The sequence below is a fragment of the Clostridium sp. AF19-22AC genome (assembly GCF_003479085.1).
GTDB classification, from domain to species: Bacteria; Bacillota; Clostridia; order Lachnospirales; family Lachnospiraceae; genus Faecalicatena_A; species Faecalicatena_A orotica.
In genome coordinates this window covers 16185-33784 of record NZ_QUGN01000019.1, presented here as the reverse complement: position 1 = coordinate 33784, position 17600 = coordinate 16185, and the positions used below count along the sequence as shown (strand labels likewise).

Here is a 17600-nt window from a genome sequence, read left to right as displayed (position 1 = left end):
AAAAACTTATTGCCCTGCTTTTCCTGTCTCTTATGTATGTTCCATATCTGTGCTGTATCTTTATCTTTCACTAATTTGGACCCTGCTTTAATAACCGTCTTCTGCACCGGTATCCTGTACCGGAGCATCGGTATCCCCCGAATCGGTATTGCCTGCATCCGTACTGCCGGTATCAGAATTCTGGCCATCTGCATTCTGGGTGTCCGCACCGCCATCGGTAGTACCGCCCTGGGAAATGCTGCTCAGACCGTTCTGGGCCTCCTGCGCATTATCTGTATCCGGAAAGAGCTCAATTACACGCTTCAGATACTTTACTGCGTTGTCATTATCTCCGTTCCTCATATATGCCAGACCGAGATTCAGAAGCGCGCCTCCGCTGTCATAGTTTTCATCCATACGGATTACCTTGCCAAGAGAGGCGATGGCCGTGTCATAGTTGGCTACTTCCAGAGATGCGGTTCCACCTGAATATAAAGACTCGCTTGCCCCCGGGAATACATCTGCGGACATCTCGTCATAAAGTGCCTTTCCGCCGTCTCCTAGAGAATCTCTGTTTACATTCAAAAGGGAGTCTGCCATCACATCATCGGTATAACTCTGGGATGTCCACTGGTTATACGCCGTCAGCAGATTTTCATAGCTGTCAGCAGTACTTGCCGCGCTTTGGGCATTATTCTCAGTATCCGTATCGTTCTTGCGGTATTCATCCAGTGTCCTTGTTTGGGCGCTGATCTGTGCCTCAAGGGCATTGATCCGCTCACTGTATTCGACAATCTGCTGGTTCACCTTCTCATTCTTTGTCTGGTCGACCGCCGGAACAATCAGAAACCAGATGATCGCGGCCCCTATAAACGCCCCTACAACAATATTCATCACTGTAAACTTACTCGCGAGCGCTTTTGCCACCGAGTGCTTCGGCTGAATGATCGTCTCATTTCCAAGATTATACTCAACCGCTTCCTCTTTCTTCGGTTTATCATCCTTGATCTTCTGGCCCCTTAAGTTTGTCAGCTCATGCATGTACCGCAGCGTCATCTCATTGGTCGTATCCAGCTTTCTTGCTGTCCTTAAGGCCTGCCTCGCCTTCGCGTACTGCTCCGTGTGCAGATACAGAAGTGCCAGCAGCTGATAGGCTTTCAAAAATGACGGGTGGGCTGCAATCACCTTTTTCAGCTGTATGATTGCCAGATCTTCCCCGTTCTGCTCACAGTAAACCAGACACTGGTTGTATCTTCTGATCGCCTGATTCACCACATCCAGCTCACTTGCTGATGCCTGCACCCTGCTGATAAAGTAACTTGCTATATTATCTCTCGGCTTTAAATTCTTGCTGATGATCCACTCTACCAGTCCTTCTGCCACTTCTCCCCGTCCGTAATAAACTAGCCCCAAAAGATTCCTGGCTGCAATATTCTCTCTATTATATTGTAAACTCCGCCGAAGGGAGGTAACCGCGCCGGACATATCCCGTATCTGTGCTTTCCTCAGCCCATCATTATACCAGTAGTTCGACTGGTACAAGATCTTCTTCGTATAGTCCATCTATGCTCACCATAATCTTTCCTGTATCTGTTCAGAAGCATGAACAGCTACTCTTACTTTTACTTCGTCTGATCCATAACTTCCCGAAGCAGGTCCGTCATGTCTGATAAATCTTCCTGATAAACTGCATCTTCTATGTCTTCCACTTCCAGACTCGGCTTAAACTTCTTAAGTTCCTCTTCATAATCAAGCATCATGCGGCCTCCTTTTCTTAATCAGTTCATTTATCGTTACTGTTCACCGGAGTTACAGTACCCTTTCATCATTCCTGCCAGATAAAGAGAACCCAGACAGTATATTTTCCTGCCATGCTGATGTTCGAGTGCAAAGTCAATTGCCTCTTCCAAAGATTCTCTCACAAAAACAGGTTTATCTGTGTATGTTTCAAAAATATGCTGCAGCTCCTTAGTATGTGCTGCTCTTTTGTCTTCAATCCGGGTAATGATATAAAAATCCGTATCCACATTCCTGCACAGGCAGGCGATCATTTCTTCGTAGTCTTTATCATTTACCGCAGAAAAAAGGATGATATTCGCCTCTTTCTCCGGAAGACTGCGCAAAAAACCTTCCACTGCACTGACATTATGCGCCCCGTCCACGTATACATCCTTAAGGACTTCTTCCATGCGCCCTTCCCACTTGAGTTCATGCAGGGCCTCTCTCCAGAGATCAGGACGTCCTTCCTCTCCAAAGACAAACCTCATGATTTCCAAAGCCAGTACGGCATTGCCCGGCTGGTAAATCCCTATATTATTCAGACTCCATGTGGTATTTCCATAATACGCATTTACGCAGGAAAATGCAATATGTTTGTCCCTGATTCCGAGAATTTCGTACGCGTCTTTCCCTATTTTTTTACAGGGTGCCCCAAGTTCTGCGGCCCTCTGTTCGATCACACGGTTGCTCTCTTCCGTGGTATCTGCATAGAAAACAGGCACACCCGGCTTTATGATCCCTGCTTTTTCAAATGCAATAGCTGCAAGGGTGTCACCGAGGATCGCCATATGGTCCAGACCGATTGACGTGATAGCCGTAACAAGCGGATGCTGAACTGAATTTGTCGCATCCAGACGTCCGCCAAGGCCTGTCTCCAGCACGGCATATTCCACGCCGGCCGATGCAAACGCCGTCACCGCCATGCCGAACAGAAACTCAAAGAAGGTCGGATGGGGCAGTCCTTCCGCCTCCATCTCCTTCACTTTTCCCAATACAAATTCAAAGATATCCAGAAAGGCATCATCGCTGATCTGATCTCTGTTTATTACGATTCTTTCATTAATTTTTACAAGGTGCGGCGAGGTAAACAGCCCTGCCGTCTTCCCCTGTGCAAGCAGCATGGCATGGAGGTATGCACAGACTGAACCTTTCCCGTTCGTTCCGGCTGCATGCAGAACTTTGACGCGCTCCTGCGGCTCTCCGAGAAAAGAAAGAAACGCACGGGTATGCTCCGGTTTATTTTTTGTCGTAAACTTCGGTATATTCAGGATATATTCTGCTGCTTCCGTGTATGTCACTTTTCCTCACCTGCATTCTGCGTCGTAAACGCATTTGTTCCCTGTGCAGGTGCATCCGGATCAGCCGGCAGTTCCGTCAGCTTCCCTTCCTTATACTCATACTCTGCGGAAGTCCTGAAGATCGTGCTGCTGGAGCCCACCTGGTTCACCTGTATGATATCGCCGTCTGACAGGGTGGCGTCCTTCAGGTCAATTCTTGTATTATTGAGGAAACTGCTGCTCTGTTTCTCGCCATTGATATATACTTTACTCTGCTTCGTAAAGTTCTCTCCATATATACTGTAAGTTCCATCAAGCTGTGACACCAGTTCTGTAATGACCGCATCCTTTACCCCCATCGCCATATGGCCTTCCGTGATCGGCTGCCCGCTGTCCTTATAGACGTATTGCTTGCCATACAGGATGTCATACTGAAGAAGTTCGAGGTCGGACAGGTAATTCTTCGTCTGTCTTCTCTGTTGGTGATAATTGAATACCGTACCTGAATGAATATCAAGCCGCTCAAAAACGTCTGCCATTATCTGATATGCCGGGATGTTCCTGTCTTCTTTCTTCAGTCCGATGTTGTCCCAGATAACATAATTTGTATTATAGAGATATCTGCTCTTCAAGTCCTTCGCTTCCAGTCCCATCGTCGGCAGATGGTCACCGTAAAATACAATGACTGTCGGCTCTCCTCGTTCTTCGATTGCCTTCACAAGATTGCCGGCAAATTTATCCATCTCGTGGACTTCATTGACATAATATTCCCATGAATTGCGTTTTCCTTCATCCTCTACGCCGCTGACAACAATCTCCGGGTTCTCTATCATTTTCTCCGTCGGATAATCGCCGTGTCCCTGGACACTGATCGTAAATACAAAATCCTGCTGTTCTGTCGTATCCATAGATTCCAGAATATTAGGGATCAGGATATCATCCGTTGCCCAGCCCTTCGGCGTGGTCTGCAGGATATTCATAAACTCCTTGCTTGTATAATGGTCAAATCCCATATGGTTGAACACCTGTGCACGGCTGTAGAAGTTACCGCCATTGTTATGAAGTGCTTCTGCCCCATATCCCAGACTGCCAAGAGCCGTCGCCGCACTCTCCAATACTTTCGTCTTTGCATAAGTCTTATACGGATATTCTCCCGGTCCAAAGAAACGCATGCTCATACCGGTCAGTACTTCAAATTCGGTATTCGCTGTTCCTGCGCCGACTGATGGCACCTTGAAATAGCCGGCCGAATGCTCACTGTACATTTTCCTCAGATTCGGGATCGGGTCCTCGGAAAACTGAAGCCAGTCTACTTCTGTCGGGTCAAAATAAGATTCCAGCTGCACAAAGATGATATTAGGAAGTTCATCTTCGGACCTGCTAGTCTCACTTTTGGTGATATCCCCGTTATTACTGATTTTATCCATCGCAGCCTCACTGTATCCGGCCGGTTCTGATATCCCGGTGTTAAAAATACTCGCTGTGAAGCAGTACGGGAAACCATAGTCTTCATATGCAAATGCGATGTTCCCGAAGTAGTTTGATACCACTCTCTTGTCAATTGCTATATTTGTCAGGACCACGTAGGCCCCCAGCCAGAACACAACACCGATCAGAGCGATAATACGGTGCATCTTCCCTGTAAACTGACCGCCCCTGCGCCACATGGAGATTACCCACAGTACAACTGCCACAATACCCACAATCAGAAGGATCAGCTCAAATGTATTGAAATAATTCCCCGTCAGTGCCAGTGCATCCGACAATACTTTCAGGTCCTGGGCATTAAAAGGCGTAACCCTCTTTAACAGCAGGTATCCGTTACATGTCCCAAGGAACAGCCAGAATACACTTAACAGGATTCTGGCAAACACTCTCCGCCTGACCATATATACAATGGAAAATGTGGCAAATATCAGGAATGCATTAAACAGGAACACTTTTGGAGTCCCAACCATATAATCCCATGCCTCGAACAGAGAATGTCTGGATATGATTTCGATGATAAAGTTCAGCACACAGGCAAGCAGATAGTGGAAAACAAGTGAAAATCTGTCCATGAACCTATAGACCGGCTGCATCTTCTTCGCAAACCTGCTGTTGCGGCGCTGTTCCAGTATCCGCTCGCGCCGCTTTTTTCTCTCCTCCCAGTGTGCTTTTATATCTTCCTTTTTCAAGTTCTTGATCTTGTGAAAAAATCCTTTAATATCAGGTTTCTTAATTTGAATGTGTTTCATTTAAGACCTCTCTATGCTTTCTTTAAGCCAGCCATTCTCTCCTGAACCTGGGCAAGCATTTGTGTATACTTCTCCAGTTTTTCCTTTTCTTCCTGAACCTTTGCCTCAGGAGCCTTGCTGACAAACTTTTCATTCGCGAGCATTCCTTTTGCCCTCGCAATTTCTTTGGTCAATTTTTCTTCTTCTTTTTTCAGACGTTCCATCTCCTGCTCGAAATCAACCAGATCTTCCAGTGGAAGATATACTGAAGCATCCGGAACAACGATGGAAACCGCATCCTCTGCAATCCCCTGCTTTTCCTTACTGATAAATATCTCTGAGGCATTCATCAGAGGCCTTACAGAATCAGTCAGCGTTTCGAACCCGCTGCATAATTCACTGCTACCTGTTACAATATAAACCTTCGTTTTGCGTCCGTTTTCTACATTCATCTCTGCCCTGATGTTACGGATTCCACGGATGACTTCCTTCATATGGTCCACAATATTCTCGGCTGATTCAAAACAGAATTCCTCCTGATATACCGGCCAGCTTGAAATCATCAGTGATTCCTCCTCCGGAACAAGGGCGCTGTAGATTTCTTCCGTTACAAAAGGCATAAATGGATGCAGCATCTTCAGTGCCTGACCCAGAACCGTCTTCAGGGTCCAGAGTGCACAGTTTGCGGCCTGAGGGTTTTCCTCTTTGTGATAGATACGGAATTTAGCCATCTCAATATACCAGTCGCAGAATTCATCCCATATGAAATCATAGACCTTCTGTACTGCTATACCGAGCTCGAATTTATCCATGTTCTCTGTCACATCTTTTGCCAGAGTGTTCACTTTCGATAAAATCCATTTATCAGCTTCTGCAAGATCAGATAACTCCGGCCGTGTCAGCTGTTCATTTTCAATGTTCATCAGAATAAATCTGGATGCATTCCATACCTTGTTTGCAAAGTTTCTGCTCGCCTCCACTCTTTCATGGTAGAAACGCATATCATTACCAGGAGCATTCCCTGTAACAAGTGTAAGACGCAGGGCATCGGACCCGTACTGGTCTATAACCTCCAGAGGATCGATCCCGTTTCCGAGAGATTTACTCATCTTACGTCCCTGTGAATCTCTGATAAGGCCGTGAATCAGAACTGTGTGGAATGGAGATTTCCCTGTATGCTCATAGCCGGAGAATACCATGCGGATTACCCAGAAGAAGATGATGTCATACCCTGTTACGAGTACGTCTGTCGGGTAAAAATAATCCAGATCTTCTGTTTTCTCAGGCCATCCCAGTGTGGAGAACGGCCACAGTGCTGAACTAAACCATGTATCCAGTGTATCCTCATCCTGTGTAAAATGGGTACAGCCGCAATGCGGGCATTTTTCCGGAACTTCTTTTGCTACAACAAATTCACCGCACTCATCGCAGTAATATGCCGGGATTCTGTGTCCCCACCAGATCTGCCTGGATATACACCAGTCTTTGATGTTCTCAAGCCAGTGCAGATAGATCTTATCGAATCTCTCCGGTACGAATTTCAGTTCGCCGGTCTTTAAAGCGTTGATTGCAGGTTTTGCCAGTTCTTCCATCTTCACGAACCACTGCTGCTTGATGAGCGGCTCGACCGTTGTCTTACAGCGGTCATGTGTTCCTACATTATGAGAATGCGGCTCAATCTTAACAAGATATCCCTGTTCTTCTAAGTCGGCAACAATTGCCTTTCTCGCCTCATAGCGTTCCATTCCCGCATATCTGCCGCCCTTTTCATTGATGGTAGCATCATCATTCATGATGTTGATTTCCGGCAGGTCATGGCGTTTTCCCACCTCGAAGTCATTCGGGTCATGTGCTGGTGTGATCTTTACCGCACCTGTTCCAAACTCCTTATCTACATAATAATCTGCTACAATAGGAATCTCTCTGTTTACCAGCGGAAGCAGTGCTTTCTTTCCTACAATGTCTTTATAACGTTCGTCGTCGGGGTGAACCGCAATCGCCGTATCCCCCAGCATAGTCTCCGGCCGTGTCGTAGCGATCTCAAGGAAACGGTCTGTTCCCACGATCGGATACTTGATATGCCAGAAATGTCCGTCCTGCTCCTCATGCTCAACCTCTGCATCTGATAATGACGTCTTACATACCGGACACCAGTTGATAATTCTGGACCCTTTGTAGATATATCCCTTTTCATATAATTTAATGAATACTTCCTCAACAGCCTTGGAACACCCCTCGTCCATTGTGAAACGCTCTCTGTCCCAGTCACAGGAGATCCCCAGTTTCTTCAGCTGGTTCTCAATCGTTCCGGCATATTCTTCCTTCCACTGCCATGTTCTCTCCAGAAATCCTTCACGTCCTAATTCTTTTTTATCAATGCCTTCTTCTTTCAGCTGGTTCGTAACCTTGACTTCTGTGGAGATTGCAGCATGGTCCGTTCCCGGAATCCACAGTGCATTGTATCCTTCCATTCTTTTATAACGGATCAGGATATCCTGCAGTGTATTATCCAGCGCATGTCCCATATGCAGCTTGCCTGTAATATTCGGAGGAGGCATTACCGTTGTAAACGGCTTCCTGCTCCTGTCCACTTCTGCATGAAAATACTTGTTCTCACACCATTTGTCATACAATTTTTCTTCGATTTCTTTTGGATTATAAGTCTTAGCCAATTCCTTACTCATAGTGTCCTCCTTGCTCTCCCTCATAAGAATAATAAATTTTCCGTAACTGCCCGGGGTCCGGCCAGTTATGTTTTCACTGTTTTTTCACACTTTTGAACATTTAAAAAGCCCTTTACAAATATGTAAAGGGCGTGTTCTACGCGGTACCACCTTAATTTTCATGCCTCATATGCTTCCTGCCTGTGGCATTTCTTAACAGTCCTTTAACGCGAACAACTCCGGGACATCCTATTACCCGCTTCAGATATCCGGTTCAGAAGCTACCTTCCATAATCCTTTCTTGAAACCACCTTGCAGCCAATGGATGGTTCTCTCTGGCAAGAGTCATTATGTACTCCTCTTCATCAGCACCTTTATACATATGAATAAATTGTTAACTTTATATTAACTACAGAATATCATATCTTTGAAGTGGCGATTTGTCAAGGATGTTTAAAGAAACTTAAGATTTTTCAATAAAACGTATGCAGCCAGGTGCAAAGATATCTATACAAATTTTCCTGTTTGTATTTTTCACCTTATCTTAATCTATTTTTTAAAGTTTCAATCATTCTATTCGTTTCTTGTGTATTTTTCAAAACAAACTTATTTAAATTTTCATATTTATCTAGAGTATCCAGCATTAAAGGTCTTGTATCCTTGGGGAACCTCCAAATATATTTCAAAAAATCCCACTCCATTTTTTCATAGCATCCGTCCGCCACGTCTGGTCTTAATCTGCCCCGAAACTTCATCCAGCGTTTCAGCACTCTCCAAATACATATGTATCTATTATAATCCAAAAAAATCACAGTATCTGCTTTCGCCAGTCTAAGTTCAAAACTTGAAGCATAATTACCATCAACAATCCACCGCTCTTTTCTTAAACATTTTATCTGTTCATTTCTAAATGCGTCCTCAGAAATACTTATCCAATCAGCCTGCCAATATATTCTGTCCAAATGAATAACTTCTATGCCGCTAATCTCACTAAGAAGATTACTAAGCGTTGTCTTCCCGCTTCCGCACGAACCTACAATTACAATCTTTTCACCTAATTTCATTTTTAAAGCCTTTCTTTAATATCGGTGACAGCCTTCTGGTCTCATGCCATTTTTTTGATATTGGGAACTAATATCACTGTTGATATAATGACAAGTGTAATTCCACTACATATCCACGTCATCTCTATCGTGAAAATTGTTGCTAATTTTCCCATTAAAATCATGGAGACATAGTTAAATAAACTTGCAACTAATGAATTAAACGATAAAATAGTAGCACGATTTTCACTCTCAATTCCTACATTTAAAACAGTTTCTTTCAGTGGATAAATTAACCCTAATAGAAATTCAAATAATAGTATACCTAGAAACAATAACCAAAATTTCTTAAAAAATGCTAATCCAATAATACACAGGCCACATGCAACAGAAACTGCAGAAAGTGTAAGAAATGATTTATGCAGCCATTTTTCCAATACAATATTTCCCACTAACATAGCTGCCCGCATAAAAACCCACGCCAATCCTATTAGAGTATAGTTGACATTTTCAAAATTGTGCAACGCCGGCGACCAAAAAACAAATACTGGCGAAAATGCAAATGTCAAAACACTGTTGAATAAAATAATGTTTCTGATACTTTTGTCCTTAACACAATAGTGAAAACTATCAATTACAATTTTTTTCATTCCATTAACATTATCCAAAATGCTATATTTCTGTTCTCTTGCAAAGCTCCCTTGTAACTTAGGCATAGTAAAAACACTAAGGCCGACAAATAATAAAGATGCTATTAATGCAAACAGGAAAATTCCCTTCAAACAAAAATCTGCAATAATACCACCCATAAATCCAGCCACGATCATTATAATAGAAATGAATTTATTCTTTTTTATAAAAATATGTTCACTTTCTTTTTGAGAAGTATTTTCTATAACCCAGGCATCCAATGTTCCTGATTCAAATGCACTGGCTAAACCAAGACTAATTTGAGCCACAACAAACAACGGTATCGTATTACAAAACAGAAAAATTATATTCGTGATACATAATAATATCCCCGTAAGAATCGATGTTTTTACATAGCCTAAATAATCAGCCAAAGCCCCTGTTGGTATTTCCACAAAAAACGTTGTAATAAGAGAAACTGCAACAATGATATTCGTTTCCATTGTATCAAGATGATTACTGTATAAGAATAGTATAAAGGTTGCTCCAGTAATTCCCGCATAGAATTCAAACAGGCAATTCAAATACAAATAAATTTTTTAACTCTATCTATTTTTTTTGCTTCTGTTCTTTCTATCATATGAATACCTTTCTTATCGTCAAAAAGCTAATATCAAATGTTATATTTTTTATACTAACATATTATTTACTGCTTTTAAATATTATTTAACGTAAAATGTTACTGTTCACAGACAAGCCTGTAAACAGTAACGCGCCTGCTCATTTTAAGTCGCCTGCGGCGAGGAGCAGGCTTATTGGCTACTTTACGTGCTTCCTCCCAGCCTATCAGCGTAGTGATAGGCTGGGAGTGAGCAGTAACCGTAAAATGCTTTTAGTAAAATTTTTTATCTAAGTATCTGGTGAAAACTGCTATTTTTCCCAATCTAATTATGCTAAAATGAAAGGAAGGAACATATGAAAAACGTATTAATTAAAAGGTTCAGGAAATTCAGCCGCAAGTATCGAATAAACAGGACATATAAAGATCAGCTCTTCCGGTTAATCTTTCATAATAAGGAAGACCTTCTTGCTTTATACAACGCGATTAACTCTACCTATTACACAAATCCAGATGAGCTGATCATAACTACAATCAGCGATGCAGTTTACCTTGGTATGAAAAATGATCTGTCTTTTCTCATTGCCAATGTTTTGAACCTGTATGAACATCAAAGCACACTGAATCCAAATATGCCGCTTAGGGGACTATTTTATTTTTCAGACGTCCTGAGGGCCTATGTAGATTCCAAACAGATTAACATTTATGGAAATAAATTAATTTCCCTGACGGCCAGATTCCTGCATTGGAGTGCCGGGCCAAAATGCTGAACGTTAATCTGGGACATAATAAAGAACTGATGGGACGCTGCCAGAAACTCAACGAGTATGCCAGCTTCATTGCACGCATCCGGGGATATCTGGATCGAAACTACAATCTAGAAGATGCCGTGAACAGAGCGGTCGATGAATGTATAGAAGAGGGGATACTGGCTGATATTCTCAGAAAGAACCGTAACGAGGTGATGGACATGATACTCTCTAATTTTAATGATAAGCTTCACTTTGAAGCACTGCGTAAAGAGGGATATGATGAGGGCTACGAAAGTGGCTTTGAAGATGGTTTTGAAGATGGAAATATCGCTCATTTAAAAATCCAAATACAGAAAAAGTTGAAAAAAGGCTGCTCAGCCGCACAAATCGCAGATTTGCTGGACGAGGATCCTGCTGTTATTGATAGGTTAATCGAGGAACTACAGTCAAATCAGGACTAGAGTCTATTTCATACTTGCCATTCTGTGCAGAAGTGTTATACTTTTCTCATGGGGTATTAGCGCAGTTGGGAGCGCGCAACATTCGCATTGTTGAGGCCACGGGTTCGAATCCCGTATACTCCATGTGAAGGGGCATAACTTTCTATCTTTAAAATAAGAAGTTATGCCCCTTTTGGTTTACTTCATTTCTTTTAATTTTGAAATCATATCTACAATGGAATATCCATAATTATCCGCAGTGGCCCATCCATATCCCTCCGGGTTCTCCTGCTGTCCGAGCCATTCTACATAAGGTGCACATCCCTTTGTAACATATTCATAGCGGTCATCCACGCACTCCTGTGTCAGTGAGTCTGCCGTCGCATATGCTTTCAGATGCTGGATCTGGGCCCGTATTCCTGTCTTTACGTCAGGGTATGAATTTCCCGCCACCCCGCCGCCTGTTGTGCCGAGTCCGGCGAAATTAAACTGTTCTATGGATGCATCCCCGCCATACTGGAGCCATCCGGTCTCTTTCATAGTCTGTACGAAAGCCACTTCTGGGCGTACGCCCTCTGCCACTGCCTCATCATAATACATCTGGCAGAAAGTCTCTATGCTGTCGGCCCCGCCTTTTCCCAGTGCACTCTCCGGGTACTTTTCACCGCTGGAGTTGAAAAAATCCACCATCTGTTCTACAGTGACAGAACTCTTACCCATAATCGGGTACTGGCCTTCTGCTATCACTTCTTCTGTCTCACCTGTATCTGATTTTTTGTTCTTTTCCCCGGATGCATCCTTGTCCGCCGTGCCTTCCGTTTTAGCCGCCTCATTTTCCTTCTCGGCATTTTTAAGTGCTTCGGCTTCCTTTGCCTGAACCGTTTCTGCCGCCTTGGCAGACTTTTTGTCAAACACACCTTTGTTCCCGGCGATCCCCACTACTGCCACAAGTACAACTGCAAGGAAAATCTCCAGCCATATTTTTAGCTTATCTTTATTAAAATCCTTAAATTCCATTCGCTCACCCTTGTCCTAAGATTAAGTTCCTATTACTTTACAATATATGCAAAAAAAATGCAAGTATGAGGAAATTTCGTGAGCATAAAAAATAAATCACATTTCGGCCACAGCCATCTTTTCCATCTTCCAGTATTTTATTTCCGCTTTACCTTCCGACAGGCTGAAGCAGCTTCTTCCACCCTCCGGATAAAAGCGTGTTGTAAATACTTCTTCGCCTTTGTTCAGGTATATTTCTATACAGGAGGTATCCACAAGAACCCGGATATTCCGGCATTCCTTTATATTGACTGCGCGGCCGCCCCTTCCGTATCCCAGATTTTTATCCTGCCGGAAGGAAATGCCAAATTGTCCGGTTTGACTGCTGTAAGCAAGGTCGATTGCGTCACTAATCGTTATAGTAATGTCTTTACTTAATACAGTTACTTCTATATCATATGTTTCCATTTCTTCGGATGACTCTGACATATCCAATATTCGTTCCTCCTGACGGAGTCTTTCTAATTCTTTTACCGGATACTGTAAAAGCCTTCCGTCTTTTTCCAATATTTCTCTCGGCACTGTCAGGGCATTCTGCCATCCCCATTCCACCGTCGGATTCGACTGTGACGGTTCATCCGGCATTCCGACCCAGCCGATCAGGATTCTCCTGCCGCTTTCATCCAGAAATGTCTGTGGGGCATAAAAATCAAACCCCCGGTCCCATTCCCTGAAATTCTTCAATTCATATGACTGATCAAACTCTCCTGTCAGCTCGTAGTACCCTGACTGATAGAGGTTCTGATAATCCACACCACTTTGTTCCACACCCTGGGGCGAGACGCTCAGGAATTTCCTGCCTCCGGCTGTAAATGCATCCGGACATTCCCACATATATCCAAAGGGGACTTTTGATTTCAGGATGTTGACAAGTTCCCAGTCTCTCAGGCCGCTGCTTTTGTATACAAGCACTTCTCCCACATCACTCTGAGTCCTTGCACCGAGAAACATGTAATAGTTTTCGTCATCTTTACCTATACTCTTCCCTGTCACTACCTTTGGGTCCCGGATATGGCATGTGAGACCGGACGGGTAATCTGCATTCGTCATCAGGCATTCTTTTCTGCCAAACGTAATCCCGTCCTCACTGCTGACCAGTACCGTATTTCCCTGACGTCCGTCTGTGATATAATTATAGTCCCCCTTCAGTTTTACATTTCCCGTATAATACAGGTTCATCTTCCCGTCTGCAATCAATGCTGATCCGGAATATACTCCATTGCTTTCGAAGTCCTCCTCCGGAGAGAGTGCAATTCCCTCATATTTCCAGTTCAGGAGATCCGGGCTCGTATAATGTCCCCAGTACTTCATTCCGCCATTTGGGTCATCCGGTGCATATTGAAAAAACACATGATAGACACCCTTGAACTGGCACAGTCCGTTCGGGTCGTTAAGCCAGCCTGCAGGAGGCATCAGGTGGAATCCCAGCCTCCACTTATCATTCCCTTTTATTCCTGCCATAAATACCATCCTCTATTATGAATCCTCATTTTAAATACCGCCCGGCTGCTCCTTATCTTTGTGTGATATGGACCTCCTGATAGCTTCCCTGGTTTGTGATAATAATCGGACTGACAGTTTTCAGTCCCGCATTCAGGATCTTTTCCATGTCAAATTCCGCAAGCAGTTCCCCTTTTTTCACCTGCTGGCCCGTTTCCACGTGTACTGTAAATGGTTCCCCATTTAATGTGACCGTATCGAGACCTACATGGATCAACAGTTCCATACCAGCTGCCGTTTCAAGGCCGATAGCATGTTTTGTATCAAAAACCGTGGCTACTGTACAGTTAAACGGAGCATATACTTTCCCCTCCTCCGGCTTCACACCAACACCGTCACCCAGCACGCCTGATGCAAATGTCTCATCCGGAACTTCTGATAGTGGTATCACCTCACCCTGAATCGGGCAGGCAAACGTAAATTCTTCTGTATTATTGCCTGATTGAACTGTGACTGACTCCTCTGTCTGATCCTCTGTAACAGTTTCCTCTACAGATAGAGCCTTATCGGATTCCTTGTTTTCCGTCACAGCATCTGATTCATCCGTCTCTTCTTTAAATCCCAGAATTCCTGTCAACACAAAAGCCACACCGAATGCGATTGCCATCGCTATGATATAGTGAATTGGGCTGTGAAGATGCAGAAGAATTCCGAAAATACCTGTAACACCTGTTCCTGTTGCCCCGAGATTTACAATGGATGCATATAACGCACCGCATGCACCTCCGACTGATGCCGCAATAAATGGTCTGACAAGGCGTAAGTTTACACCGAAAATGGCAGGTTCTGTAATACCCATGCATGCACTTAATGCAGATGGCAGGGCAACAGATTTCATCTTCTTGTTTTTACTTTTCAATGCAACTGCGAGAGCCGCACCACCCTGTGCCACGTTAGCTGCAGAAGCGAGAGGAAGCCAGAATGTGAGTCCGTATTTGGCAAGCTGTCCGATGTCTATGACTGTGTACATATGGTGGATGCCGGATACAACCGTTGTCGCATAGGCACCTCCCATGATGAAACTTCCAATTCCAAACGGCAGTGTCAGCAGACTCTGAATCCCATTTAACAGGCCGTTCTCAAGGAAAACGAAAACTGGTCCGATCGCTGCAAGGGTAAGGTACCCTGTTACAAATACACTGACCAGAGGCGTAACAAACAGATCAAACATAGGTGGTACGATCTTGTGCAGCTTCTTTTCTATGATACTCAGGACAAATACAGCAATGATAACCGGGATGACATGACCCTGATAGCCGACCATATCAACCTTCCACAGTCCGAAGAATACTTCCTGCGTCTTCTGGACACCTTCCGTAGCAACGGTCCAAGCATTCTGCAGGTCCGGGTGTATCATAATCATACCGATGACCGCACCGAGAAACGGATTCGCACCGAACACTTTCGCCGCACTGAATGCAATCAAAATTGGCAGGAACACATAGGCTACATTGCTGAACAATACTGCAAACTGGTAAATAGAACCATTTGTATTAATATTCAGGAAGCCGTTATTCACCATGAAATTCAGCGCTTCCATAATTCCCATTAAAAATCCGCTTGCAACAATGGCCGGTATAATGGGAACAAAAATGTCCCCGATCGTCTTGATCACTCTCTGGAACGGGTTCGCTTTCTTCGCGGCCTCCCTCTTCACATCTTCTTTGCTCGCCTCGGATATACCGGCGATCTTAATGAACTCATCGTATACTTTGTTGACAGTCCCTGTACCAAGAATAATCTGCATCTGGCCGGATGCAAAGAATACTCCTTTCACTGCGTCAATATTCTCCACTGCCTTGCTGTTACACTTTTCGTTGTCAGCAATGACCAGTCTGAGCCTTGTGGCACAGTGAGCCGCTGAAATTAAATTCTCTTTCCCGCCTACATTCTCCAAAATCTGTCTGGCGATTGATTGGTAATCCATAACTTCCTCCTTTATGATAACGTTATCAGTTATTAATTCATTGATTTCACTATGTTTTTCACATTATATGCTTTTTCTGTGTGAAATCGTTTTCACTTTATATTTATATATTATCACTTTTTCTAGATTTGTAAATAGGAAGATAATACAAAATTGCCTTATATTTTTTGTATATAATCCACAAATCATTTGCCAGTTTACGAAATAGAAAACCGGGAATTCCGTAGAAGCATTACACTTCTATGAAATTCCCGGTCCCTGCCGTTATACATCTGCCTTTTTAAACACTCTCTGCCTTTATTACTTCATACCCCAGTTTCGTCTGCTTTGCCACATGATCCTGATTTTCTATCATCTCAAGCAGCATATTGGCAGCTTCTATGCCGCTTGTCTTGTAAAAAAGATGCGCTGTTGTCAGCTTCGGGGTCACTACTCTGGACATCCTGTTATGTCCGACCCCCGCAATGCTTATCTCATCCGGTACTTTTTTCCCCATGTCCCGCAGACAGGTCATAGCCCCCACAGCCAGCGTATCCGTCGCACAGAATACAGCATCCAGACGAGGCGCCCTCTTCAGCAGCTTTTTCATACAGTCATAACCCGCATCCATCGTAAATCCAGCCGTTACAATCATATTCTCTGCCGGCTCAATCCCCCTGTTTTGCAGGGCATCCCGATATCCCTGCGTCCGGCTCTTTCCGGCAGCTTCGTCACTTTGTGTGACGGCAATATGGGCCACATTTCGTTTCCCGCTGTCCAGTAGAAGCTCTGTCATCGCCTTTGCCGCCCCGTAATCATCATGGTAAACGCAGGCAAGGCCGTCAAACCGCTGGCTGATGACCACCACCGGAATCTGCATCTTCTTCAGCGCCTCCTGATGGGCTTTGTCATAAACAGATGCAGAAAACAGTATCCCATCCACCGGGTTATTCTGCAGCAGATTCAAATATTCAAGCTCCTTCTTCGGACTATTCTCGGTACTTGCAAGCAGCATCTGGTAACCTGCCTTAGAAAGGACTGAACTGATCCCGTCCGCAACCCTCGCGATAGACTCAGAACTAATCTTAGGAAGAATCACACCAATAACCTTCGACTTTTTCGTCCTTAAAATCTGGGCCTGCTTGGACGGCTTATACCCCGTCTTATCAATTACAGCTTTAATCTTTTTTCTCTTTTCCTCACTGATATAACCGTCATTCAAATATCTGGATACCGCAGAAACCGATACCCCTGCCATCTTAGCAATCTCTGTAATAGTCATATCCCTGCCCTCTTCTCCTTCATTCTCCGAAAACACCACCACTATCAAATCCCGGTAACCGCCAGAAAAACGGACTGCCCCGCCAATTATAAATTATTGTAGCATCATCCCTATGCCGATTCAAGTACAGATCAACTTATCAGAGGTATTTCGTAGGATGAAAAAGGTTACTGGTTATTGTTCTCAGGCACGCCTCCTTACTTTACAAAATTTTGGTATAAAATTCATACAAATTTTATGGATTCAAATAGTAATCTATGATAGGGTATATGTACTTGAAAAGATCTGGTGTATTTCATACATTCTTAGAATCTAATCAAATCATTCCAACAATCCATGTTTCAACATCGGACAAACAACAATCATTTAAAAAATTCAAACAATAAGGGCTGGTGATGTCTATTGAAAGTATAAACTTGTCTTGGGAACACTCACTTCATTTTGAAATATCCAAAAAC

At 43.7% G+C, this 17600-nt stretch carries 13 protein-coding genes, 1 tRNA gene and 1 other annotated feature; of the genes, 3 read left to right on the top strand and 11 right to left on the bottom strand.

Annotation, left to right across the window (positions count from 1 at the left end; translation table 11 throughout):
• Positions 1 to 87: 87 nt before the first annotated feature.
• From DWX43_RS18985 to DWX43_RS18960, 7 genes are all read right to left on the bottom strand, one after another.
• Positions 88 to 1542 carry a tetratricopeptide repeat protein gene (locus tag DWX43_RS18985; protein ID WP_109731169.1) on the bottom strand — a complete coding sequence of 485 codons (1455 nt, stop codon included), beginning with the start codon at positions 1540 to 1542 and terminating at the stop codon, positions 88 to 90.
• A 59-nt stretch (positions 1543 to 1601) separates the two neighbouring features.
• Positions 1602 to 1739 carry a hypothetical protein gene (locus DWX43_RS27050; RefSeq protein WP_181368680.1) on the bottom strand — a complete coding sequence of 46 codons (138 nt, stop codon included), beginning with the start codon at positions 1737 to 1739 and terminating at the stop codon, positions 1602 to 1604.
• A 33-nt stretch (positions 1740 to 1772) separates the two neighbouring features.
• The gene (locus DWX43_RS18980) at positions 1773 to 3056 is read right to left on the bottom strand and encodes a bifunctional folylpolyglutamate synthase/dihydrofolate synthase (protein ID WP_118621461.1); all 1284 of its coding nucleotides are present in this window, start codon (positions 3054 to 3056) and stop codon (positions 1773 to 1775) included.
• Positions 3053 to 5272: an LTA synthase family protein gene (locus DWX43_RS18975; RefSeq protein ID WP_109731171.1), complete on the bottom strand. Its 2220-nt coding sequence runs from the start codon at positions 5270 to 5272 to the stop codon at positions 3053 to 3055. The genes DWX43_RS18980 and DWX43_RS18975 overlap by 4 nt, the downstream gene beginning before the upstream one ends.
• An 11-nt stretch (positions 5273 to 5283) precedes the next feature.
• Positions 5284 to 7935: a valine--tRNA ligase gene (locus DWX43_RS18970; RefSeq protein ID WP_118621460.1), complete on the bottom strand. Its 2652-nt coding sequence runs from the start codon at positions 7933 to 7935 to the stop codon at positions 5284 to 5286.
• Positions 7936 to 8057: 122 nt separating this feature from the next.
• Positions 8058 to 8292, bottom strand: a binding site (T-box leader).
• A 161-nt stretch (positions 8293 to 8453) separates the two neighbouring features.
• Positions 8454 to 8978 (bottom strand): ATP-binding cassette domain-containing protein, encoded by a 525-nt coding sequence (locus tag DWX43_RS18965; RefSeq protein ID WP_118621459.1) that lies wholly within the window; start codon positions 8976 to 8978, stop codon positions 8454 to 8456.
• A gap of 41 nt (positions 8979 to 9019) precedes the next feature.
• Positions 9020 to 10171 (bottom strand): MFS transporter, encoded by a 1152-nt coding sequence (locus DWX43_RS18960; RefSeq protein WP_279220801.1) that lies wholly within the window; start codon positions 10169 to 10171, stop codon positions 9020 to 9022.
• Positions 10172 to 10562: 391 nt separating this feature from the next.
• Here DWX43_RS18960 and DWX43_RS18955 point away from each other — a divergent pair, with 391 nt between their 5' ends.
• The 3 genes from DWX43_RS18955 (at position 10563) to DWX43_RS18945 (ending at position 11542) form a co-directional block, all read left to right on the top strand.
• Complete coding sequence (locus DWX43_RS18955) at positions 10563 to 10976, top strand: hypothetical protein (RefSeq protein WP_118621457.1); 414 nt, start codon at positions 10563 to 10565, stop codon at positions 10974 to 10976.
• Entirely contained in the window at positions 10970 to 11419 is a 450-nt protein-coding gene (locus DWX43_RS18950) for a hypothetical protein (protein WP_118621456.1), read from the top strand. Before DWX43_RS18955 ends, DWX43_RS18950 begins: the two co-directional genes overlap by 7 nt.
• A 50-nt stretch (positions 11420 to 11469) precedes the next feature.
• Positions 11470 to 11542 (top strand) — tRNA-Ala (locus DWX43_RS18945).
• A gap of 54 nt (positions 11543 to 11596) precedes the next feature.
• Here the strand turns inward: DWX43_RS18945 and DWX43_RS18940 are convergent.
• The 4 genes from DWX43_RS18940 to DWX43_RS18925 form a co-directional block, all read right to left on the bottom strand.
• Entirely contained in the window at positions 11597 to 12415 is an 819-nt protein-coding gene (locus tag DWX43_RS18940) for a glucosaminidase domain-containing protein (protein ID WP_118621455.1), read from the bottom strand.
• A 96-nt stretch (positions 12416 to 12511) separates the two neighbouring features.
• Positions 12512 to 13915, bottom strand: a complete 1404-nt coding sequence (locus DWX43_RS18935; RefSeq protein ID WP_118621454.1) for a glycoside hydrolase family 32 protein — start codon at positions 13913 to 13915, stop codon at positions 12512 to 12514.
• Positions 13916 to 13967: 52 nt separating this feature from the next.
• Complete coding sequence (locus tag DWX43_RS18930; RefSeq protein ID WP_118621453.1) at positions 13968 to 15881, bottom strand: PTS transporter subunit IIBCA; 1914 nt, start codon at positions 15879 to 15881, stop codon at positions 13968 to 13970.
• Between the two features lie 280 nt (positions 15882 to 16161).
• A complete protein-coding gene (locus DWX43_RS18925; RefSeq protein WP_109731178.1) occupies positions 16162 to 17142 on the bottom strand; it encodes a LacI family DNA-binding transcriptional regulator in 981 nt (326 codons plus the stop codon).
• Between the last annotated feature and the right edge of the window lie 458 nt (positions 17143 to 17600).

Bases quoted from the DNA above. Each gene is read 5' to 3' on its own strand.
- DWX43_RS18985 (WP_109731169.1), bottom strand. From the start codon at position 1,542: ATGGACTATACGAAGAAGATCTTGTACCAGTCGAACTACTGGTATAAT.
- DWX43_RS27050 (WP_181368680.1), bottom strand. From the start codon at position 1,739: ATGATGCTTGATTATGAAGAGGAACTTAAGAAGTTTAAGCCGAGTCTG.
- DWX43_RS18975 (WP_109731171.1), bottom strand. From the start codon at position 5,272: ATGAAACACATTCAAATTAAGAAACCTGATATTAAAGGATTTTTTCAC.
- DWX43_RS18970 (WP_118621460.1), bottom strand. From the start codon at position 7,935: ATGAGTAAGGAATTGGCTAAGACTTATAATCCAAAAGAAATCGAAGAA.
- DWX43_RS18965 (WP_118621459.1), bottom strand. From the start codon at position 8,978: ATGAAATTAGGTGAAAAGATTGTAATTGTAGGTTCGTGCGGAAGCGGG.
- DWX43_RS18955 (WP_118621457.1), top strand. From the start codon at position 10,563: ATGAAAAACGTATTAATTAAAAGGTTCAGGAAATTCAGCCGCAAGTAT.
- DWX43_RS18950 (WP_118621456.1), top strand. From the start codon at position 10,970: ATGCTGAACGTTAATCTGGGACATAATAAAGAACTGATGGGACGCTGC.
- DWX43_RS18940 (WP_118621455.1), bottom strand. From the start codon at position 12,415: ATGGAATTTAAGGATTTTAATAAAGATAAGCTAAAAATATGGCTGGAG.
- DWX43_RS18935 (WP_118621454.1), bottom strand. From the start codon at position 13,915: ATGGCAGGAATAAAAGGGAATGATAAGTGGAGGCTGGGATTCCACCTG.
- DWX43_RS18930 (WP_118621453.1), bottom strand. From the start codon at position 15,881: ATGGATTACCAATCAATCGCCAGACAGATTTTGGAGAATGTAGGCGGG.
- DWX43_RS18925 (WP_109731178.1), bottom strand. From the start codon at position 17,142: ATGACTATTACAGAGATTGCTAAGATGGCAGGGGTATCGGTTTCTGCG.